19 protein-coding genes and 1 tRNA gene are annotated in these 21975 nt (G+C 56.1%); 9 read left to right on the top strand and 11 right to left on the bottom strand.

Annotated features, from left to right (window positions below):
- Positions 1-245: 245 nt before the first annotated feature.
- Positions 246-1196: a type I pantothenate kinase gene (gene coaA, locus U9O48_RS01180; protein ID WP_095280277.1), complete on the top strand. Its 951-nt coding sequence runs from the start codon at positions 246-248 to the stop codon at positions 1194-1196.
- 55 nt (positions 1197-1251) lie between these two features.
- Here the strand turns inward: coaA and dppF are convergent, their stop codons facing one another.
- The 9 genes from dppF to U9O48_RS01135 all read right to left on the bottom strand — a co-directional run bounded on the left by dppF (position 1252) and on the right by U9O48_RS01135 (position 11976).
- Positions 1252-2265, bottom strand: a complete 1014-nt coding sequence (gene dppF / locus U9O48_RS01175; RefSeq protein ID WP_282493011.1) for a dipeptide ABC transporter ATP-binding subunit DppF — start codon at positions 2263-2265, stop codon at positions 1252-1254.
- On the bottom strand, positions 2262-3245 hold the full coding sequence (gene dppD / locus U9O48_RS01170; RefSeq protein WP_285143686.1) for a dipeptide ABC transporter ATP-binding protein: 984 nt from the start codon (positions 3243-3245) through the stop codon (positions 2262-2264). The genes dppF and dppD overlap by 4 nt, the downstream gene beginning before the upstream one ends.
- 10 nt (positions 3246-3255) lie before the next feature.
- A complete protein-coding gene (dppC, locus tag U9O48_RS01165; protein ID WP_285143687.1) occupies positions 3256-4158 on the bottom strand; it encodes a dipeptide ABC transporter permease DppC in 903 nt (300 codons plus the stop codon).
- Positions 4159-4167: 9 nt separating this feature from the next.
- Positions 4168-5187, bottom strand: coding sequence for a dipeptide ABC transporter permease DppB (dppB, locus tag U9O48_RS01160; RefSeq protein WP_100778115.1), 1020 nt, complete (start codon positions 5185-5187; stop codon positions 4168-4170).
- 158 nt (positions 5188-5345) lie between these two features.
- Positions 5346-6953: a dipeptide ABC transporter periplasmic-binding protein DppA gene (gene dppA / locus U9O48_RS01155; protein WP_282493014.1), complete on the bottom strand. Its 1608-nt coding sequence runs from the start codon at positions 6951-6953 to the stop codon at positions 5346-5348.
- A gap of 758 nt (positions 6954-7711) precedes the next feature.
- Positions 7712-7788: transfer RNA gene (locus U9O48_RS01150), tRNA-Pro, on the bottom strand.
- 91 nt (positions 7789-7879) lie between these two features.
- Positions 7880-9571, bottom strand: coding sequence for a kdo(2)-lipid A phosphoethanolamine 7''-transferase (eptB, locus tag U9O48_RS01145; protein ID WP_285158530.1), 1692 nt, complete (start codon positions 9569-9571; stop codon positions 7880-7882).
- Between the two features lie 261 nt (positions 9572-9832).
- Positions 9833-11035, bottom strand: a complete 1203-nt coding sequence (locus U9O48_RS01140) for an MFS transporter (protein WP_282493016.1) — start codon at positions 11033-11035, stop codon at positions 9833-9835.
- A 239-nt stretch (positions 11036-11274) separates the two neighbouring features.
- Positions 11275-11976, bottom strand: coding sequence for an autotransporter domain-containing protein (locus U9O48_RS01135; protein ID WP_285143689.1), 702 nt, complete (start codon positions 11974-11976; stop codon positions 11275-11277).
- 158 nt (positions 11977-12134) lie between these two features.
- Here U9O48_RS01135 and tag point away from each other — a divergent pair, with 158 nt between their 5' ends.
- Complete coding sequence (gene tag, locus U9O48_RS01130; RefSeq protein ID WP_285143690.1) at positions 12135-12716, top strand: DNA-3-methyladenine glycosylase I; 582 nt, start codon at positions 12135-12137, stop codon at positions 12714-12716.
- Complete coding sequence (locus U9O48_RS01125; protein WP_282493019.1) at positions 12694-13134, top strand: N-acetyltransferase; 441 nt, start codon at positions 12694-12696, stop codon at positions 13132-13134. The genes tag and U9O48_RS01125 overlap by 23 nt, the downstream gene beginning before the upstream one ends.
- On the opposite strand, the gene U9O48_RS01120 is transcribed toward U9O48_RS01125, so the two are convergent.
- Complete coding sequence (locus tag U9O48_RS01120) at positions 13103-15382, bottom strand: molybdopterin guanine dinucleotide-containing S/N-oxide reductase (protein ID WP_324724430.1); 2280 nt, start codon at positions 15380-15382, stop codon at positions 13103-13105. The genes U9O48_RS01125 and U9O48_RS01120 overlap by 32 nt on opposite strands.
- A 216-nt stretch (positions 15383-15598) precedes the next feature.
- Between U9O48_RS01120 and U9O48_RS01115 the strand changes: the two genes are divergently transcribed.
- From U9O48_RS01115 to ghrB, 6 genes are all read left to right on the top strand, one after another.
- Entirely contained in the window at positions 15599-16261 is a 663-nt protein-coding gene (locus tag U9O48_RS01115) for an OmpA family lipoprotein (RefSeq protein WP_285143691.1), read from the top strand.
- A 147-nt stretch (positions 16262-16408) separates the two neighbouring features.
- Entirely contained in the window at positions 16409-17425 is a 1017-nt protein-coding gene (locus tag U9O48_RS01110) for a LacI family DNA-binding transcriptional regulator (RefSeq protein ID WP_282493020.1), read from the top strand.
- A 100-nt stretch (positions 17426-17525) separates the two neighbouring features.
- Positions 17526-18287 (top strand): sugar phosphate isomerase/epimerase, encoded by a 762-nt coding sequence (locus tag U9O48_RS01105; RefSeq protein WP_324723346.1) that lies wholly within the window; start codon positions 17526-17528, stop codon positions 18285-18287.
- A complete protein-coding gene (locus tag U9O48_RS01100; protein WP_324723345.1) occupies positions 18280-19218 on the top strand; it encodes a sugar kinase in 939 nt (312 codons plus the stop codon). Before U9O48_RS01105 ends, U9O48_RS01100 begins: the two co-directional genes overlap by 8 nt.
- A 66-nt stretch (positions 19219-19284) precedes the next feature.
- The gene (locus tag U9O48_RS01095; RefSeq protein ID WP_285145684.1) at positions 19285-20565 is read left to right on the top strand and encodes an MFS transporter; all 1281 of its coding nucleotides are present in this window, start codon (positions 19285-19287) and stop codon (positions 20563-20565) included.
- Positions 20566-20591: 26 nt separating this feature from the next.
- Complete coding sequence (ghrB, locus tag U9O48_RS01090) at positions 20592-21563, top strand: glyoxylate/hydroxypyruvate reductase GhrB (protein ID WP_324723344.1); 972 nt, start codon at positions 20592-20594, stop codon at positions 21561-21563.
- A 71-nt stretch (positions 21564-21634) separates the two neighbouring features.
- Here the strand turns inward: ghrB and cspA are convergent, their stop codons facing one another.
- Positions 21635-21847 (bottom strand): RNA chaperone/antiterminator CspA, encoded by a 213-nt coding sequence (cspA, locus tag U9O48_RS01085; RefSeq protein ID WP_006177792.1) that lies wholly within the window; start codon positions 21845-21847, stop codon positions 21635-21637.
- Positions 21848-21975 lie beyond the last annotated feature (128 nt).

Below are 21975 nucleotides of genomic sequence, written 5' to 3'. Positions count from 1 at the left end.
GAAGGGAAAAACGCTGATATTTCGCCCATTGGCGTTTAAATATTCAGCATAAGCCCCGCAAATAACCCACCTATAGCGTAGCGTGATGCCCTGCGCGTAATGCATCACTTGTCTATATTTTTTCTTATTATTCCCGCCATCTGGTGTTAACCTCCTGCCCATTGTCCAAATTTAACTACTAAGTGATGAACCGCTGCCGACAAGAAGGCGTTGCTGCGCAGATAAAGGGTTCACAGAACACGCTTATGAGCAAAAAAGAGCAATCGTTAATGACACCCTATCTACACTTTAACCGCAGCCAGTGGGCCGCTTTACGTGACTCCGTCCCCATGACCTTAACGGAAGGGGAAATCGCGCGGTTAAAAGGGATCAACGAAGACCTGTCGCTGGAAGAGGTTGCCGAGATCTATCTGCCGCTCTCCCGCTTGCTTAACTTCTATATCAGCTCCAATCTTCGTCGTCAGGCGGTGCTGGAGCAGTTCCTTGGCACCAACGGCCAACGTATTCCTTATATCATCAGCATCGCGGGCAGCGTGGCGGTCGGGAAAAGCACCACCGCGCGTGTTCTGCAGGCGCTGCTGAGCCGCTGGCCGGAGCATCGTAGCGTTGAGTTGATTACGACAGACGGCTTCCTGCATCCGAATGAGGTGTTAAAAGAGCGCGGCCTGATGAAGAAGAAAGGCTTCCCGCTTTCTTATGATATGCACCGTCTGGTGAAATTCGTGTCGGATCTGAAATCCGGCGCGCCGAACGTCACAGCTCCGGTTTATTCCCATCTGATCTACGATCGCATCCCGGATGGTGACAAAACGGTGGCCCAGCCGGATATCCTGATCCTCGAAGGGTTAAACGTGCTGCAAAGCGGCATGGATTATCCGCATGACCCGCATCATGTGTTTGTCTCTGACTTCGTCGACTTCTCTATATACGTCGATGCGCCGGAAGACCTGCTGCAAAACTGGTATATCAATCGCTTCCTGAAGTTCCGCGAAGGGGCCTTTACCGACCCGGACTCTTACTTCCATAACTACGCCCAGCTTTCAGAAGAGGAAGCGGTTAACGTGGCGACGTCGCTATGGAATGAGATCAACTACGTGAACCTGAAAGAGAACATCCTGCCGACGCGCGAACGTGCGAGCCTGATCCTCACCAAAAGTGAAAATCACGCCGTCGACCAGATTCGCCTGCGCAAATAGCGAGTCAGCAGACATAAAAAAACCGGCGATAATCGCCGGTTTTTTTGTTTACGCGTTATGCGTGCGGTTTTTCACCGTTTTCATCCTGGTCGACCGCAAAGCAGGCCACCAGTTGACCGCCGTAGTCTTTCAACTGCGGCTGCAGCTGAGTACAAGGACCGAAGCGGCGACGACAACGCGCGTTGAACGCACAGCCCGGTGGCGGGTTCAGCGGACTCGGCAGCTCGCCCGTCAGCTTTATACGTTCGCGGCGATCGTCCGGGTTCAGGCGCGGTGTGGCAGAGAGCAGCGCCTGGGTGTACGGATGACGAGGATTATTAAAGATCTGGTCTTTGGTCCCCTTCTCCACACAGCGGCCCAGGTACATCACCATCACTTCATCGGCGATGTGCTCCACCACCGACAGATCGTGGGAGATAAACACATACGACAGCCCCAGATCCTGCTGCAAATCCATCATCAGGTTCAGCACCTGCGCACGCACGGAGACGTCGAGCGCAGAGACCGGTTCATCGGCAATCACCACATCCGGGTCGAGCATCAGGCCACGGGCAATGGCGATACGCTGACGCTGGCCGCCAGAGAACATGTGCGGATAACGGTCGTAGTGCTCGGTTTTGAGCCCCACTTTCGCCATCATCGCCAGCGCTTTTTCACGGCGCTGCTCTTTGTTGAGATCGCTGTTAATCTGCAGCGGCTCTTCCAGAATCTGTCCCACTTTTTTGCGCGGGTTCAGAGAACCGTACGGGTTCTGGAACACGATCTGGATTTTCTGCCGACGCAGCTTTTGCGCCTGCGGATCGTGCTTGAGCAGATCCTGGCCCTGATAGTACAGCTCGCCGCCGGTTGGGGTTTCAATCATCGTCAGCAGACGACCCAGTGTGGATTTCCCACAGCCAGATTCCCCCACCACGGCCAGCGTTTTGCCGCGCTCAAGGGTAAACGACACCCCATCCAGCGCTTTTACCAGGCGTTCCGGGGCAAAAATCCCCTTCTTCACCGGGTAGTGTTTTTTCAGATCGATGGCCTGCAACAGGTGCTGGTGTTTGGTGGCCTCTTGCGTACTCATAGTGTTGGCCTCCCGGCATCATCAAGTGGGTAGTGACATTTCGACTGACGGCCATCGTGGAGGGTATTCAGCTCTGGCTCTTCAGCACGACACTTATCGGTCGCATACGGGCAGCGCGGATTCAGCAGACAGCCCGTCGGGCGGTCATATTTGCCAGGAACGACGCCAGGCAGTGACGCCAGACGCGCTTTATCCTGAGCAAACTCCGGCAGCGCACGCAGCAGCGCCTGAGTATAGGGATGACGCGGCGCACGGAAGATATCGTGCGAGCTCCCGGCCTCCACCACTTGTCCGGCATACATCACGATGATTTTGTGCGCGGCTTCCGCTACCAGCGCCAGATCGTGAGTAATCAATACCAGCGCCATATTCTCTTTTTGCTGCAGCTCAAGCAGCAGTTCGATGATCTGCGCCTGAATGGTCACGTCCAGCGCCGTCGTCGGTTCATCTGCAATCAGCAGTTTTGGCCGACAGGCAATCGCCATGGCGATCATCACTCGCTGGCTCATCCCACCGGACAGCTGGTGCGGATACACGTCCAGACGCGACGCCGGGTCAGGGATCCCCACCTGCGTGAGCAGGTCGATCGCGCGCTGGCGACGGGTTTTCTTGTTGCCGCCCTGATGCACCTTGATCGCTTCCATAATCTGGAAACCGACGGTGTAGCACGGGTTAAGGCTGGTCATCGGGTCCTGGAAGATCATCGCCACTTCAGCGCCCACCAGCTGGCGGCGCTGCTTCTCGGAGATACGCTTCAGATCCTGGCCGTTAAACTCCAGGCTTTCCGCCATCACGCGGCCCGGATAATCAATCAGCCCCATAATCGCCAGTGAACTGACGGATTTACCGGAGCCAGACTCGCCCACGATACCGACCACTTCACCCTGATTCACGCTGTAGCTGATACGGTCTACGGCACGAAACTCGGAGCCCACGTCACCGAAGTGCACCGATAATTTATCTACATTTAATAACGCCATCTCGTGCCTCTTACTGCTTCAGTTTGGGATCAAGTGCATCACGCAGACCATCACCCATCAGGTTAAATGCCAGCACCGTCAGGAGGATCGCCAGACCCGGGAAGGTCACGACCCACCACGCGCTTTGCGCGAACTGCAACACATCGGCGAGCATCGTGCCCCACTCCGGTGTTGGCGGCTGCGCACCCATGCCCAGGAAGCCAAGAGCAGCCATATCGAGAATGGCGTTAGAGAAACCGAGCGACGCCTGAACAATCAGCGGCGCAAGGCAGTTCGGGAGAATATTGACGAACATCTGGCGCAGCGCGCCCGCACCCGCCACGCGTGAAGCGGTGACGTAATCGCGGTTCACTTCCACCAGCACCGCCGCACGCGTCAATCGTACGTAATGCGGGAGTGCAACGAACGTCAGGGCAAGTGCTGCGTTACCGATCGACGGCCCAAACACCGCCACCAGCACCAGCGCCAGCAGCAGGCTCGGCAGCGCCAGCATGATGTCGACGATACGCATAATGATGTTATCGACCAGACCGCCGAAGTAGCCCGCCACCAGTCCGAGGATAACCCCCAGGATCAGCGACAGCACCACCACCAGACAGCCCACCAGCAGCGACAGACGCGCACCGTACATCAGGCGCGACAGCACATCGCGGCCCACGTCGTCCGTACCGAGCAGATGGGTGAGGGTGCCGCCATCCTGCCAGGCTGGCGGCGCCAGCAGCACGTCGCGGAACTGATCCGCCGGGTTGAAAGGTGCGAGGAAGTTCGCAAACACGGCAATAATGATCATGATGGTGACATACACCAGCCCGACCACCGCGCCCTTGTTGCGTTTGAAGTAGTGCCAGAACTCCTGCAGCGGCGTCATTGGCACCGGGGCAGCAACAGCTTTATTTTGAGTAACTTGTGACATGATGGCCCCTTACTTCTTATGACGAATACGCGGGTTCACCACGCCGTACAGCAGATCGACCAGCAGGTTGACGAGGATAATCATCGTCGCCACCAGCAACACACCGCCCTGCACAACCGGATAATCACGGCGCTGCAGCGCGTCGATCAGCCAACGTCCCAGGCCCGGCCAGGAGAAGATGGTTTCGGTCAGGATCGCCCCGGCCAGCAAGGTCCCCACCTGCAGACCGATAACGGTCACCACCGGCAGCATCGCGTTACGCAAGGCATGGACGATAATGACGCGCATACGGGTCAGCCCTTTGGCGCGAGCGGTACGGATATAATCCTCGCCCAGCACTTCCAGCATCGACGAACGGGTCATACGCACGATCACCGCTAACGGAATTGTCCCGAGCACCATCGCAGGCAGGATCATGTGCGCCAGCGCATCAATGAAGTTGCCCTCTTCGCCCCAGATCGCCGTATCAATCAGCATAAAGCCGGTGAGCGGGTTGGAGTCATCGAGGAACACCATGTCGCTCACGCGCCCGGAGACCGGCGTCAGGTTGAGCTGCACCGAGACCAGCATGATCAGCATCATGCCCCACCAGAAGATAGGCATGGAGTAACCGGTCAGCGCCAGACCAACGGCGGTGTGATCGAAAATAGAGCCGCGCTTAACCGCAGCCAGTACACCGACGGGAATACCGACAGCAACGGCAAAAATCATGGCGCAGATACCGAGTTCCAGCGTCGCTTTAAAACGCGGCACAAACTCGTCCCACACCGGAAGACGGCTTTTCAGCGAAATCCCTAAATCACCGTGCAATACACCCCAGATATAGTGGAGGTACTGCTGCCACATCGGCTTATCGAGGCCGAGTTCGGCCAGCAGCTGCGCATGGCGTTCAGGGGAGATACCACGCTCACCCGCCATAATCATTACCGGGTCGCCGGGGATCATATGGACGAAGGCAAAAGTGAGAAGGGTGATACCGATAAACGTGGGGATGACAAGTCCCAGACGTCGGAGGATGAACTGCAACATATCCCGTACTCTCTCTAGAGACTCACAGCCTGGAACCGTGCGTCTGTATTGCTCACAACTGCCGGGTGACGCTACGCTTACCCGGCCTACTCTCGTAGGCCCGCGCAAGCGCAGCGCCGCCGGGCACTAGGGTACTCACGTACCCCTTACATTTTTAATTATTCGATTGAGACGTTTTCGAAGTGGTGTTTGCCCAACGGATCAACCACATAGCCTTTGACTTCTTTACGCACTGGCTCGTAAACGGTGGAGTGAGCCACGATCAGCGCCGGAGCCTGGTCATGCATCACTACCTGAGCCTGTTTGTACAGTTCAATACGCTTGTTGTGATCGTCGGTCGCACGTGCCGGTTGGATCAGGTCTTCAAACGGCTTGTAGCACCAGCGAGAGTAGTTAGAACCGTCTTTCGCCGCTGCGCAGCTGAACAGGGTGGCGAAGAAGTTGTCCGGATCCCCATTGTCCCCGGTCCAGCCCATCATCACGGCCTGATGTTCACCTGCTTTGGCGCGTTTCAGATACTCGCCCCACTCGTAAGTGACGATCTTGGCCTGAACGCCGACTTTAGCCCAGTCAGCCTGAACCATTTCCGCCATACGGCGCGCGTTCGGGTTGTATGGACGCTGTACCGGCATCGCCCACAGCTCAACGGTAAAGCCTTTATCCTGGCCTGCTTCTTTCAGCAGCGCTTTCGCTTTCTCAGGATCGTAGGAGTAGTCTTTAACGTCGTCGTTGTAGCCCCACATGGTTGGTGGGATCAGGTTCTTAGCAGCCACACCCGCGCCCTGGTAAACGGCTTTGATGATCGCTTCTTTGTTCACCGCGTAAGTCAGCGCCTGACGCACTTTCACGTCATCAAACGGTTTCTTCTCGGTGTTGAAGGAGAGGTAACCCACGTTCAGGCCCGCCTGCTCCAGCAGGTTGATGTTTTTGTCCTGCTTCATGCGAGCGATGTCAGCCGGGTTCGGGTACGGCATGACCTGGCACTCGTTTTTCTGCAGTTTGGCATAACGCACGGATGCGTCAGGCGTGATGGAGAAGACCAGACGGTCGATCTGCGGCTTGGTGCCCCAGTAACCTTCGAACGCTTTGTACAGAATACGGGAGTCTTTCTGGTACTGCTGCAGCTGGAATGGACCGGTACCGATTGGGTTCAGATCCACTTTTTCCGGAGTGCCCGCTTTCAGCATGTTGTCCGCGTACTCTTTTGACAGAATAGAGGCGAAGTCCATAGCCAGGTCAGCCAGGAATGGCGCTTCTGGACGGCTCAGTACGAACTGAACGGTTTTGTCGTCCACTTTTTTCACTTCGGTGATCAGATCCGGCAGACCCATCCCTTCGAAGTACTCATAGCTGCCGCCAGAGACTTTATGGTACGGGTTCTGTGCGTTCTTCTGACGGTCGAAGGAGAAGACAACGTCATCCGCAGTCAGCTCACGCGTCGGTTTAAAATCTTTGTTGTCCTGCCACTTCACGCCCTGGCGAAGATGGAAGGTATAGGTCTTGCCGTCTTCGCTGACTTCCCACTTCTCAGCCAGACCCGGAATCACTTCCGTGGTACCGGTTTTGAATTCAACCAGACGGTTATAGATAGGTACGGAGCTTGCGTCGTACGTGGTACCAGAGGTGAACAGCTGTGGGTTAAAGCCTTCCGGCGAGCCTTCAGAACAGTAAACCAGGGTTTTTGCCTGTACGCTTGCTGCGACGGTGAGAGCGACCAGGCTCAGACCAAGCTTCAGCATCCCTGACTTCTTCAAGGAAATACTCATTATTCTGCTCCAATGTGATGTTTTGCTTTGTTGTGTTACGCCGCCTGACCTTTATTTATTTTTTACCCGGTCCGGTCGGTGATGCCCGAAGGCGTGATAAGGGTTGGAGATTCCTTTCAGAAGAGCGTCGGAGTTGCAGCGCAGATCCTCCCTGAAATGCCCCTCGTGCCCTACAATCTGTCAACAGAATGTGAAAACGTCAATACAGGTGACGGGGATTTACGTTGAGGGTGAGAAACGGCAAACAAAGATTAAAAAAACTTTAGGCGTCTATTTTCAGCAGGGAAATTTATGCTACTCCTCATCTTGCAGCACAACTCTCTTCATATTTCGCAACAATCAGTGATTAACATTTATTCAGATCGCGTAAATTTTCTTACAGAATGGCGATTATCTGCGCAGTAAATGCCACGAACGTTAAAACGCACAGCGGAAAATGCTGAGGTTATCCATAAGCAACGCGAAAAAAAATCAATCCATATATAAAAAAATACAATGGATTATGTCACAAAATCGTTAACAGGCAGGGGAATGCGGGGATAAGGAGCGTTTTGGCCGGTCGGCGTGGATAAGCCCATAATGCAAAAAGGGCTAACCTTGCGGTTAGCCCTTATTTAAATCTGGTCGGCGAGAGAGGATGACTCGCCACTACGTGGCTCGCCCTGCGGGCCGTTGCTAAAGCAACCTTCCCCGGAGATTCTCATCCTCACAAACTCCAGACGAAAAAAAACCTGCTTTAAAAGCAGGTTTTTCGAATGTGGTCGGCGAGAGAGGATTCGAACCTCCGACCCACTGGTCCCAAACCAGTTGCGCTACCAAGCTGCGCTACTCGCCGAATGCGGAGCGCATCTTACTGCTGGGGTGCGCCCCCGTCAATCCCTTATCTGCAAAAAGCCATTCGACTGGCGAGAAACTCGCCAGCTCGGTTACTTAGCGGCTTTTGACGCGCCCTCAGGGATGTGACACCAGTTGTTATTCTCGTTAATCCCGCCGTCTGGCGAGGTATAGCCGAGGCAACCCATAATGGTGTCGTACAGCTCAACGTGACGGCGAGGTACCTTCATCGCGGCTTCTTTTTTCAGCTGCTGGAACATCTTCTCTTTATCCGGGTTCTCCAGATACTTATCCGACATCCAGACCATCATCGGCACGCGGAACTGCTCCGGTGGCGCCATTTTGCGCGGCGTACCGTGCAGGTGCTCAAAATCGTTGATCGATTCACCGTGGTCGGCGGCATAGAAAACAATCGCCTTCTTGTCGCGCACCTGGTCAATCACGCTCTCGATAAAGTGATCCACATACATCACCGAGTTATCGTACGAGTTAATCAGCTGCTCTTTGGTGCAATCCTTATCCACGCCCACGCACTCCGGCGTCCATTTGGCAAAGCTGCGCGGATAACGCTGGGTGTAGTTGAAGTGCGAGCCTTTGGTATGCAGGATGATCATGTGTTTACCATCCTGATTGTTGCTCAGAGAACCCTTCATCTCGTCGATCAACAGCATATCGTCGACGCTCTTACCGCGGTTACGCGGCTCGGCACCGATCTGCTCACGATAGGCAATGTTCTGCGCCATGGTGTTGCTGTAGAACCACATCTCGCTCTGCATCGCATAGAGATCGGCACTGAACCCAAGCTGATGCAGCACCGAGAAGACGTTCTGCTCTTTCAGGGTACGCTGCGGGTTATCATCCGCCCCACCCTCGCGCACAAACATGCAGCGCAGCGACAGCTTGGTCGCCGTATCACAGGAATAACCTCTATAGGCGACCAGGTTTTTCTCCTGCGCCAGTTTCGGCGTGGTGTCACGATCGTAGCCCAGAATCCCCATATGATCCCAGCGCGTCGTTTCACCGATGATAAAGACCACATAAGTGTCGTCGATATCTTTCGGGGCTTCGTAGGTGAACTCCTTTGCCGGATTCCGCAGGGATTTATTATCCGAGGACTCATCCACCTGCGCCCAGGCATATAAGCCCAGCGCGGAAATCCAGTTAGAAGGCAGATAGGAGTTGGCGACTACGCCACCGTAGCTTGGCAAATCCACGCCAGAGGTACGTTCGTCATTCTTCTGCTTCACTTCAAGCAGACGAATCGGGCCCCAGACCATCAGCCCGGCCAGCAGCACAATCGCCACGCTTCTGATACGCTGCCCCGGCGTGCGCATCTGACGCAGCAAGGTATAGCGGCAGCGGTTGCTCCAGATCAGCAGCAGCGGCAGCGCGCTCACGCCCACCAGCCACAGGATGAAGTGCAGACCGACGACTTCTTTTGAGAGATCGATATCCGTCGTCATGACTGAGGCAATAATGCCGTAGCCAATAACCACGTTCATAAATGTCATGTAATAACTGGCACCCGCCGAACAGAGCACCACCAGCGAAGCCAGAACGCGCCAGATGCGGCGACCAAACAGAGAGAGCAGACGTAATAAGAAAAAAGTGACCAGAACAGTACCGGCCAATTCAACAACCGCGGCGATTCCTTTCCAGACGGTAAAATCCTGCGCGTATCCGTCAAACCGACGGAAAAAAACAGCGCCATTCATAAACAGGCCGATGTACAACGCCAGCAAAAAACTCAGCTTTTGTTGAGTCATCGATTTAATATATTTCATGCAAGCTACCCGGAAAAAGGGACAGTCACGACATTCACTTTTGACTGCAAAAGTGAACAGAGTAGATATTCGCTCAGGGGATCGTTATCAGAAACGTCTAAAGCGTGGTAAGTAGACCACAGAGAAGGGGAAAAGTGGCAGCAGAGAGTGTGATTGCAGTAGATATTTACAAAAAATCAAGTTCGATAACAGAGTGGGTCAAAAAACGGACATTAAGGCAGTGAAAAAAAGGCCGGAAACTCCAGCCTTTTCAATCATTCATCAGGCATGTGCTTCGTTAAAGACTTCACGCTGCGGCTGGCGAATGGTGGTGGAGAGCGCCAGAGAGATAATCAGCAGCGCGAAGATCACGCAGAAGGTGACATAGAAGCCGCCGAACAGCGAGGCAATCAGCGACCCGCAGATGCTGCCGATACCAAAACCTAAATAAATCACCCCATAATTCTTCGCCAGATTATTCAGGCCAAAGAATTCGCTTACCAGCGACGGGAAGACGGTGATGGTGCCGCCAAAGTTAAAGGCTACACAGGCAATCGCCGCGAAGAAGGTCATCTCGTTCAGCGGGGCAAACAGCAGGGCCGCCATACCGACCAGAGAGACCACTTGCCCAAGCGTAATCACACGGATACGGGCGATTTTGTCGGAGAGAATACCCAGCACCAGACGACCGGAGAGATTCGCGATGGAAATCACCGTCACCGCGTTCGCCGCCGTCAGCGCATCCAGTTTCACCATCCCTTGCGCAATATCTTTCGCCACGCCAATCACATACAGGCCGCTCATGCACGCGGTCAGGAACATCACCGCCAGCATCCAGTACTGCGGCTGACGCATGGACTGGGCCAGGGTGAAGTCGTTTTCCACCACGCCGTTAACGGTTTTGACTTCCTGCTGCGGGGCATCTTTCATCAGGGTCGCGCCGAACAGAATCATCACCAGCACGATAGCGCCCCAGATCATGAAGGTCTTTTCCAGGCCCACGGAGGTCAGCAGATGGGAGTCGATAAATTTAAACCCGAGGCTGCCCAGGCCATAAGAGCCAATGGAGAAGGCTGAGATCAAGCCTTTACGCTCCGGGAACCACTTCACGCAGTTCGACAGGGTCAGCAGGTAACCCGCGCCGTCCGCCAGACCGACCAGCACACCGGCACTCAGCCAGAGCATCATCAGGTTGCTGGAGTGCGCTGTCAGGAAGAAGCCGACACCTAACAGAATGCCAGAGGCCATGGTGACGCGCTTCACGCCAAAACGCTCCTGCAATTTCCCGGCGACGGAGGAGGACAACGCCAGGCCGAGGCTCAGCAGGCCGAAGGAGAACGCGACCTGACTCACCGGTGCGCCGAGTTTGTCGGAGAGCGCGCTGTTAAACAGGCTCCAGGTATACACCGATCCCAACGCAAATTGCGTCACGATGGTGCCAAAGAGGGTCAGCCAACGAGTGCGGTTGTAAGTTGATGTGTTCATGGCAGTTGTCCTGCAAGAGAAATTAAGGGAATTCGCTGCAGACAACGATAAACAAAACCTCAAATTAGCAGGGGGAAAACGGCATGAAATGCAGTTGAGACGGAATGAAATGCCTGGATTCTGGAATGAATGACCTTGCCGGGAAGCGCGAAACGCATTTTGTTAGTGCCTGCTATCGCTACAAGCCCGGCTGTTATTGTATTTAAGATGTTATCGTCAGGTTGATTTCAGTAACAAAATTAAAATCTCGCGCTCACACCCAGCGTATAAAGATAATCAGCCCCGGTCATGGTGCTATCGGCCTGGGATAACGATGCATAGGCCGCCATATGCGGGTAAAGCAGCACGTCGGCCCCCACAGTAACATCCATCCAGTTATCGTACTGCATCGAGGCAGGCAGACGACTCATCCCGGACTGGGACTTCCACTGATTATCGCCAAACTGCTGGTTATAGCTGATCTGCGCCCAGGGCCGGAGACCGCCCACGCGCGTGTCCACCCGCCAGCCAAGGGTGCTCACGCTGGCATGCCAGAGCGGATCGGTTAACGCCTTACTGCCGTTATCGCCAAACTCGTTGTAAACCATTGGCGACGAAGCGTCGTAATGCCACTCGGCGACAGGCCCGGTGGTCACATTGTTCGTCACCGGAATATTGACGCTCAGACTCATGGTACTGGCGGATTCGGCAGGATAATTTTCCGGCGAATTCAACGCCACACCTGGAACATTCTGGGAAGAACGGATCCGCTCCGCGAGAATATCCTCATAACGCGGTTGGTGATCGGCGTCCCATGTATAGCGTTCGGTCGTATTATTTTGCGCGTCCGAAACGATATATTCCTGTTGCCAGGCGTATGCTGTGCTACAAAAAAACAAACAGACAGGTATTCCCGCCAGGCCAGTAAAGGCATGGCGACCACTGATTATTTTTATCATCATCAAAGCGACTCCAGAAAGAGCCGAATTCGGCGATATTTGTCATTGTTAGAGAGAGGTATGAGGGCAAAGCCCTTAATTAAATATTGTCTTTTTAAGACACACGTCAAGCCAGCCAGGTTGATTTTTTTACGGGTTAAAATCATTAAGGATGAAAACCAATGCAACGTTGCGGATGGGTAAGCCAGGATCAGCTCTATATCGACTATCACGATAAAGAATGGGGCGTGCCGGAAACCGACGGTCAAAAGCTCTTTGAGATGATCTGTCTGGAGGGGCAGCAGGCGGGTTTATCGTGGATCACGGTACTGAAGAAGCGGGAAAACTACCGCAAAGCCTTCCACCATTTTGATCCCGTTGCGGTGGCGGCCATGACCGAAGAAGACGTCGAACGGCTGGTACTCGACGCCGGAATCATTCGTCATCGCGGTAAAATTCAGGCCATCATTGGCAACGCCAAAGCGTATCTGGCGATGGCCGAAAACGGCGAGCCGTTCTGTGAATTTGTCTGGTCGTTTGTCGACAACACGCCGCAGGTGACACAGGCCGCGACAATGGGTGAAATCCCGACGTCGACACCCGCCTCCGATGCCCTGTCTAAAGCACTGAAAAAGCGCGGCTTCAAATTTGTTGGCACCACGATTTGCTACTCTTTCATGCAAGCCTGCGGCCTGGTGAACGATCATATCACGGGCTGTTTCTGCCACCCTGGAGGCCAACATGATCCGCAAATGGCAAAGTGAAAACACCGCGCCGCTGCTCAGTTTATGGCTTGAAAGCACCACCGACGCGCACCCGTTTATCGACCCGCAATACTGGATAGAGAGCGAGACGCTGGTGCGCGACGCCTATCTTCCTTCCGCCGAAACCTGGGTGTGGGAAGAGGAAGACGAAGTGCGCGGGTTTATCAGCGTCATGCAGTCGCAGTTTATCGGCGCGCTGTTTGTCGCCACCGCGCATATGGGCAAGGGGATTGGCCACGCGCTGATCCACCATGTGCAGCAGCACTACCCTTATCTCAGCCTTGAGGTTTACCAGAAGAACAGTCGGGCGGTGAATTTCTACCATGCGCAGGGTTTTCGCATTGAAGACAGCGCCTGGCAGGAAGAGACTCAACACCCGACGTGGATCATGAGCTGGCAGGCGGATCAAACGCCGTAAGCGTCAGCTCGGGCCCCTGATATTTCTCGACCCAGGCCAGCGCCGTGTTTCCCGCGCAGCCGTTCCCCAGCTTCGAGCTGGGGAGATCTTTGGTGAGCACGTTCACCGCGCCGTTTTTGCAGATCCCGCCTTCCGTCAGATCCAGATCCGGCCAGGCGCCCTGGTGAATGCAGATCACGCCGGGCTTAATCCCTTCGCTCACCACCGCGCCCGCCAGCACCTGTCCGCGTGCGTTCCAGACGCGCACCACATCGCCGTCAACAATCCCGCGCGCCTTCGCATCTTCCGCATGTAGGGTGATCGGCTCACGTCCCGCCACGGCATAAGTTTCACGCAGCGACGAATAGTTGAGCTGGCTGTGCAGACGATGCGCCGGATGGGCCGAGAGCACCTGCAGCTGTTTCGGCTGCGCATTACCGTGCCACTCGTCCGGCTCCAGCCACATCGGATGTGGTGGACAGTCGGCATAGTTAAAGCTGGCAATGCGCTGCGAGGTGATCACAATTTTGCCGCTTTCCGTTTTCAGCGGATGGTTTTGTGGGTCGCGGCGGAAATCGGCGAAACGGACAAACTGCACGTTCTGCTCGCTCTCCGGCATTTCGATAATCTCGTTCGCTTCCCAGAACCGGGCGAACGGCGGCAAGGTCACGCCCTGAGACGCGCCGCGCTCTCCGGCGATCTGGTAAAACGTCTCCAGCCAGTCGAGATCGGATTTGCCTTCAGTGAAACGCTCTCGTCCGCCCTCTTCCCAGCGCTCGCTCAGTTCCGCAAACACCTCAAAGTCATCCCGCGCTTCATCGCGCGGCGCAACGACGCGTTTCATCGGCACCATGTGCTGATTGCTGTAGTCGCCGGTCATGGTGAGATCGTTACGCTCGAACGAGGTGGTCGCTGGCAGGACGATATCGGCGTGTTTGGCCGCCGCCGTCCAGAAGCATTCGGAGATCACCACCAGCTCCGGCTTCTGCCAGGCACGGATCAGGCGGTTAGTATCCTGATGATGGGTAAAGTTCGCGCCGCCCGCCCACCAGACAAAACGGATATCCGGGAAATGGCGATCCAGGCCGTTGTGCTGATAAAAGCCGCCGGGGTTTTCCAGCGCTTCGACGATGCGCGCTACCGGGATTTTATCCACGGCATCTATGCCGTCTTTGACGGAGCCCTGCATCGAGGCCAGCACCGCGGCGCGGCGCGTCGGGTTCCCGCCGTTGGCAAAGTGATACGACAAACCAAAGCCGCCGCCCGGCGTACCGATCTGGCCCAGCATCGCCGCCAGCGTCACCAGCATCCAGTGTTTCTGCTCGCCGAACTGCTGGCGCTGCATCCCCCAGCCGGACATCAGCATGGTGGTGTTTGCGTGGAACAGCGCCGCCAGTTCGCGGATTGTCGCCGCCTCTATGCCGCAAATGTCGGCCGCCCACTCGGCGGTTTTGGCGATCCCGTCGGTTTTGCCCGTCAGGTAGTCGGCGAATGAGTCATAGCCCGTGGTGCAACGACTGAGGAACTCTTCGTCGTGCCAGCCGTTTTCCACCAGCGTATGGGCGATACCCAGCATCATCGCCACGTCGGTTCCCATATGCGGGGCCAGCCATTCGACGCTGTCGCCGAAGAAATCGACGGTTTCCGAGCGCATCGGATCGATACAGATCAGCCGCTTACCGCTCTTGCGCAGCGCATCAAAATAGCCGATACCCTGCTCATCCGAGGCGTTCCACGCAATCTTGAGGGTGTTGAGCGGATTAGCACTCCACAGCACCACCACGTCCGTATGCTCCAGCACCAGCGGCCAGCTGGTTTGCTGCTGATACACTTCATTTCCGCCGACAACATAGGGCATGATCGCCTGTGCCGCGCCGGTCGAGTAGTCACCGAGATGCCCGGTATAGCCGCCCGCCAGACTCATGTAGCGCTGCAGGAGCGTCGCCGCTTTGTGCAGCACGCCGTTCGAACGCCAGCCGTAAGAGCCCGCGAAAATCGACGCCGGGCCGTGGGTCTCACGGATACGTTTGTGCTGGGTGTGGATAAGCGCCAGCGCATCGTCCCAGCTCACCCGAACGAATTCATCCTGCCCGCGCGTCCCCTGTGGATTATCGGGCGACGCCAGAAAGCCCTTACGCACCATCGGCCAGCGTACGCGCGTTTTGCTGTGCACCTGATCGCGCACCACGGTTTGTAACGAATTCGGATGCTGCGTCGGCAGCGCCCCGCGCGAGGAGAGGACATTTTCGCCATCGGTTTCAACCAGCATCGGGCCCCAGTGGGCGGCGGTCAGAATCGTTTTTATTGAAGTGGTCAAGCGTGCGCTCCTGGGTTTGTCTGTTGCAGGTGTGACGGCCTTCTTTGAGGCTATTTAAGATTTGGACACAAATTTCAGAGTTAGCCCTGGAATTTTCTGCGTCTCTGGGCGTCATAATCAACCGCCACGCGCTTCGTGGCAAAGAATAAAAAGGATTAAGGAAATAAGATGAATAAACGCGTACTTGTCATTGCGGCTCTGGTCAGCGGCGCGCTGGCGGTTTCTGGCTGCACAACCAACCCTTACACCGGCGAACGTGAAGCGGGCAAATCCGGCATCGGCGCGGGTATTGGCTCATTAGTCGGCGCTGGCGTTGGCGCACTCTCTTCCTCGAAGAAAGATCGCGGTAAAGGCGCACTGATTGGTGCCGCAGCGGGCGCTGCTCTGGGCGGCGGCGTGGGATATTACATGGATGTGCAGGAAGCGAAACTGCGCGACAAAATGCAGGGAACAGGCGTGAGCGTGACGCGCAGTGGCGACAATATCATCCTGAATATGCCGAACAACGTGACTTTCGACAGCAGCAGCGCGACGCTGAAACCGGCCGGCGCCAACACCTTGACCGGCGTGGCGATGGTGCTTAAAGAGTACAATAAAACCGCAGTGAACGTGACGGGCTACACCGACAGCACCGGCAGCCAGGATCTGAACATGCGTCTGTCGCAACAGCGCGCGGATTCCGTCGCCAGCTCGCTGATCACCCAGGGCGTTGCGGCAACCCGTATCCGCACCAACGGCATGGGCCCGGCGAACCCAATCGCCAGCAACAGCACGGCAGAAGGCAAAGCGCAAAACCGCCGTGTTGAGATCACCTTGAGTCCTGTGCAGTAACCTTGTTGCCGGGTGGCGGCTGCGCCTTACCCGGCCTACATTCGAGGATTTTGTAGGCCGGATAAGCGCAGCGCCATCCGGCATGAAGCACTTGCCATCGCTGATTTTCCCGCTAAGGTGTTCTCACTAATCCTAAGGGAATCAGCGATGAGCAAATCAGCACGGCCCACCATCAGCGACGTGGCGAAAGCCGCCAAAACCGGTAAAACCAGTATTTCCCGCTACCTCAACGGCGAGAAACATCTGCTTTCCGACGCGCTGCTGGCTCGTATTGAGCAGGCCATCGCCGAACTCGACTATCGTCCCAGCCTGATGGCCCGCGGCCTGAAGCATGGTCGCACCCGCCTGATCGGCCTGATCATCGCCGATATCACCAACCCCTACTCCGTCAACGTCCTGAGCGGCATCGAAGCCGCGTGCCGCGAAAAAGGCTTCACTCCGCTGGTGTGTAACACCAACAACGAAGTCGACCAGGAGTTGCACTATCTCGATCTGCTGCGCAGCTACCAGGTGGAAGGCATTGTGGTCAACGCCGTCGGGATGCGCGAAGAGGGGCTTAACCGCCTGCAACAGTCGTCCCTGCCAATGGTGCTCATCGATCGCAAAATCCCGGAATTTGCTTGTGACGTCGTCGGGCTGGACAACACCCAGGCCGCCACCACGGCAACGGAACACCTGATCGAACAAGGTTTCGAAGCCATTTTGTTCATGAGCGAACCGCTGGGGATGGTCAACACTCGTCGCGACCGCCTGAGCGCATTTCGCGCTACGCTGGCGCGTTATCCCGGCGTGATTGCCGAAAATGCCGAAATCCCCCTGCACGAAGCCGACCAGATGGATAACACCCTGCGCCAGTTCCACACCCGCCATCGCGGGATGCGCAAAGCGGTGATTTCCGCCAACGGCGCGCTCACGCTGCAGGTGGCCCGCGCCCTCAAACGCATTGGCCTGAACTGGGGCAGCGATATCGGCCTGCTCGGCTTCGATGAACTCGAATGGGCCGAACTGGCGGGCGTCGGCATTACCACCCTCAAACAGCCCACCTGGCAGATCGGCTATGCCGCCGTCGAGCAGGTGGTACGCCGCATTGAAGGCATGACCGACACCGTACGCGAGCAAGTTTTCTCCGGCGAGTTGATCGTACGCGGCTCCACCTCCCGTTAACCCCTTCGTGATGACGATCATAAATTCAACATCCTGACCTTTTCTTTGGAACCGGTTCCATCTAGCGTAATACCTATCAGCTATGAATGGGAGTCAGCCAATGGGCAGGAAAATCATCGTCGTCACCGCCGCGTATGGCGCGGATCAGGTCCGTCAGGCAGGCGGCCAGCGGGCCATGCTGCCGGTTATAGCCTCGGGCGGTGCCGATGGCGTCGAGATCCGCCGGGAACTGTTCAGCGAAGAAGAGTTACAGTCTCTCCCCACACTCGCGCAATCCATCGAACTGCTCGGTTTGTTCGCCTGTTACTCCGCCCCCGCGCCTCTTTTGATGCCAGACGGCACGCTCAACCCGGATCTGCCGCGCTATCTGCAAGAAGCCAGTACCCTCAATGCCCTGTGGCTGAAAGTCTCGCTGGGCCATTTCCGCGATAAGCAGCCCCTTGAAGCACTGCGAGAGTTGCTCGATGAGAGCGGCATGGCGCTGGTAGTGGAAAACGATCAGACCGACTGCGGCCAGCTCGCGCCGATGCAGCGTTTCAAGGCAGCCTGCCGGATGATGGAACTGCCGGTCACGCTCACGTTTGATACCGGAAACTGGCTATGGGTCGGTGAATCACCGGAAGAAGCCGCGCGTCATCTGGCCCCGGCGGTGAGCTATATCCACGTCAAAGCCGCGGTGCCGCATCATCAAAATTATCGCGCCATCGCCCCGGATCGCGCCGATGCGCGCTGGATGGATCTGCTGGACCAGCTTCCGGCAGACGCCCCGCGCGGGATTGAGTTTCCACTGGAAGGGCCCGATTTAGCGGCGGTCACCCGCCATTACGTCAATCTGCTGCGTGAGGAGACACGCCATGTCTGATTCTCTGGACGTCATCACCATCGGCGAAGCGATGGCCATGTTTGTCGCTACGCAAACGGGCGAACTGCGCTCGGTCGAACAATTTATCAAACGCGTCGCGGGCGCGGAGCTGAACGTGGCAACCGGTCTGGCGCGCCTTGGGCTCAAAGTCGGCTGGGTCAGCCGCGTGGGCGACGACAGTTTCGGCCACTTTGTGCTGGATTCCCTGAAAAAAGAGGGTATCGACGCCGCAGGCGTGACGCTCGATGGCCGTTTCGCCACCGGTTTTCAGCTCAAATCTAAAATCGAAAATGGAACCGATCCCATTGTGGAATACTTCCGTAAAGGGTCCGCTGCCAGCCATCTCTCGACGCAGGATTACCATCCCGCTTACTTTGCCTCCGCGCGGCATCTGCATTTAAGTGGCGTCGCAGCAGCGCTGTCTGCCAGTTCCTATGCCCTGCTCGATCACGCGGCCAGTGCCATGAAAGCTCAGGGCAAAACGATCTCGTTCGATCCAAACCTGCGCCCGGTGCTGTGGAAAAGCGAAGGCGAAATGGTTGAAAAACTTAACCATCTGGCGTTCCAGGCCAACTGGGTTCTGCCTGGCCTGAAAGAGGGCATGATCCTCACCGGGCAGCAAACCCCGGAAGGGATCGCTGATTTTTATCTCGAACGCGGCGTGGACGCCGTAGTGCTGAAAACCGGTGCCGACGGCGCCTGGTTCAAAACAGCCGACGGCGAGAAAGGTGCCGTCACGGCGGTGAGGGTCGACAACGTTGTCGACACCGTCGGAGCAGGAGATGGATTCGCAGTAGGAGTGATTAGCGCCCTGCTGGAAGGAAAAACGCTGCAACAGGCCGTCGCACGCGGGAACAAAATCGGCTCGCTGGCCATTCAGGTGCAAGGCGACAGCGAAGGATTGCCCACAAGAACACAATTATCCGAGTAACAACAATTAGCCACCGTGTACCCTACAGACAACGGCGGTATAAACCTCAACCACAGAGGCAAGCCCATGAACACATCGACCAATGCAGTCAAACGCTGGTGGTACATCATGCCTATCGTGTTTATCACGTACAGCCTGGCGTACCTTGATCGCGCGAACTTCAGTTTCGCTTCCGCCGCGGGGATCACCGAAGATCTGGGGATCACCAAAGGCGTCTCTTCTCTGTTAGGCGCCCTCTTCTTCCTCGGGTATTTCTTCTTCCAGATCCCGGGCGCGATTTACGCCGAACGCCGCAGCGTGCGCAAACTGATTTTTGTCTGCCTGATTTTGTGGGGGGCCTGCGCGTCACTCACCGGGATGGTCAATAACATTCCAGCCCTGGCGGCCATTCGCTTTATTCTCGGCGTCGTTGAAGCCGCCGTGATGCCCGCGATGCTGATCTACATCAGCAACTGGTTTACCAAATCAGAACGTTCGCGCGCCAATACCTTCCTGATCCTCGGCAACCCGGTGACGGTGCTGTGGATGTCGGTGGTATCGGGCTATCTGATTCAGTCCTTCGGCTGGCGCCATATGTTCATCATCGAAGGCTTCCCGGCGATCATCTGGGCATTCTGCTGGTGGGTGCTGGTAAAAGACAAACCGACGCAGGCGACCTGGCTGTCTGAGAGTGAAAAAGCCGCGCTGCAGGCCGAGCTGGATAAAGAACAGCAGGGGCTGAAAGCGGTGCGTAACTACGGCGAGGCGTTCCGCTCGCGCAACGTCGTCCTGCTCTGCATGCAATATTTCGCGTGGAGCATCGGGGTGTACGGTTTCGTGCTGTGGCTGCCGTCGATTATCCGCAGCGGCGGTGAAAATCTCGGTATGGTGGAAGTGGGCTGGCTGTCGTCGGTGCCGTATCTGGCGGCGACCATCGCGATGATTGTGGTGTCGTGGGCATCGGATAAGCTGCAAAACCGTAAGCTTTTCGTCTGGCCGCTGCTGCTGATTGCCGGTTTCGCCTTTATCGGCTCCTGGGCCGTTGGCGCCAACCATTTCTGGGTCTCTTACACGCTGCTGGTGATCGCCGGGGCTGCGATGTACGCGCCGTACGGCCCGTTCTTTGCCATCATCCCGGAAATGCTGCCGCGTAATGTGGCCGGTGGCGCGATGGCGCTGATCAACAGTATGGGCGCGCTAGGCTCCTTCTTTGGCTCCTGGTTTGTCGGCTATCTGAACGGCGCAACCGGCAGCCCGGCGGCCTCGTACATATTTATGGGGGTGGCACTTTTCGCTTCGGTGTGGCTTACTTTGATTGTTAAGCCTGCTAATAATCAACAGATCCCTGCCGGCGCACGTCACGCCTGAACCCTTTAAAATCAACGGAGATTAGCATGAAGCCGTCCGTCATTTTGTACAAAGCATTGCCCGACGATCTACAGAAACGCCTTGAGGAACACTTCACCGTCACCCAGGTGAAGAACCTGAGCCCGGAGACCGTGGCGCAGCACGCAGACGCCTTTGCCAGCGCGGAAGGGCTGCTCGGCTCGAGCGAAAAAGTGGACAGCGCACTGCTGGAAAAAATGCCGAAGCTTCGTGCCACTTCGACCATTTCGGTCGGGTACGACAACTTCGACGTCGACGCGCTCAACGCCCGCAAGGTTCTGCTGATGCACACCCCGACCGCGCTCACGGAGACGGTGGCAGATACGCTGATGGCGCTGGTGCTCAGCACCGCGCGCCGGGTGGTGGAGGTCGCCGAACGCGTGAAAGCGGGCGAATGGACCAAAAGCATCGGTCCCGACTGGTTTGGTGTGGACGTTCATGGCAAAACGCTGGGGATTGTCGGCATGGGACGTATCGGCCTGGCGCTGGCCCAGCGCGCGCATTTCGGTTTTAACATGCCGATTCTGTACAACGCGCGTCGTCAGCACAAAGAAGCCGAAGAGCGTTTCAATGGCCGTTACTGCGATCTGGATACGCTGCTACAGGAAGCGGATTATGTCTGCCTGATCCTGCCGCTGACAGATGAGACTCATCATCTGATCGGCAAAGCAGAGTTCGCGAAAATGAAAAAATCAGCCATCTTCATCAACGCAGGCCGTGGGCCGGTGGTGGATGAGAAGGCATTGATTGAAGCATTACAAAACGGGGAGATCCACGCGGCCGGTCTGGATGTATTTGAGCAAGAGCCGCTGCCGGTCGATTCGCCGCTGCTGACGATGCCCAACGTGGTTGCCCTGCCGCACATCGGTTCGGCGACGCATGAGACGCGCTACAATATGGCGTCCACGGCGGTGGATAATCTGATCGATGCGCTGAACGGGAAGGTTGAGAAGAACTGCGTGAACCCGCAGGTCAAATAATCACAAACCCTGAAACGAAAAAAACCCGCCAGAGGCGGGTTTTTAAATTCTTGTGCTGCTGAGTTGGAAGCTTACAGGCTTACAACGTTACCAGCTGCTGGGCCTTTAGCGCCGCTTTCGATGGTGAAGGAAACTTTCTGACCTTCGTCCAAAGATTTGTAGCCTTCGTTCTGGATAGCAGAGAAGTGTACGAATACATCTTTAGAGCCATCGTCAGGAGTGATGAAGCCGAAGCCTTTATCAGCGTTGAACCATTTTACCAGACCAGTCATTTTACCAGACATAGAAATTACCTTTTTAAAATACGTTTTGCCTTCCGGCGCGATGATGGAATGTGTTACAGATTTTTAAGCGATGAAGGAAGGGTCACTACGAAGGTATCTTTGGATAACTCATCTGGACTACTTAACTA

Origin of the sequence: Lelliottia sp. JS-SCA-14 (genome assembly GCF_035593345.1) — a bacterium.
Taxonomy (GTDB): Bacteria; Pseudomonadota; Gammaproteobacteria; order Enterobacterales; family Enterobacteriaceae; genus Enterobacter; species Enterobacter wanjuensis.
The sequence above is the reverse complement of the archived record's forward strand: the minus strand, read 5'-3'. Positions and strand labels throughout refer to the sequence as shown.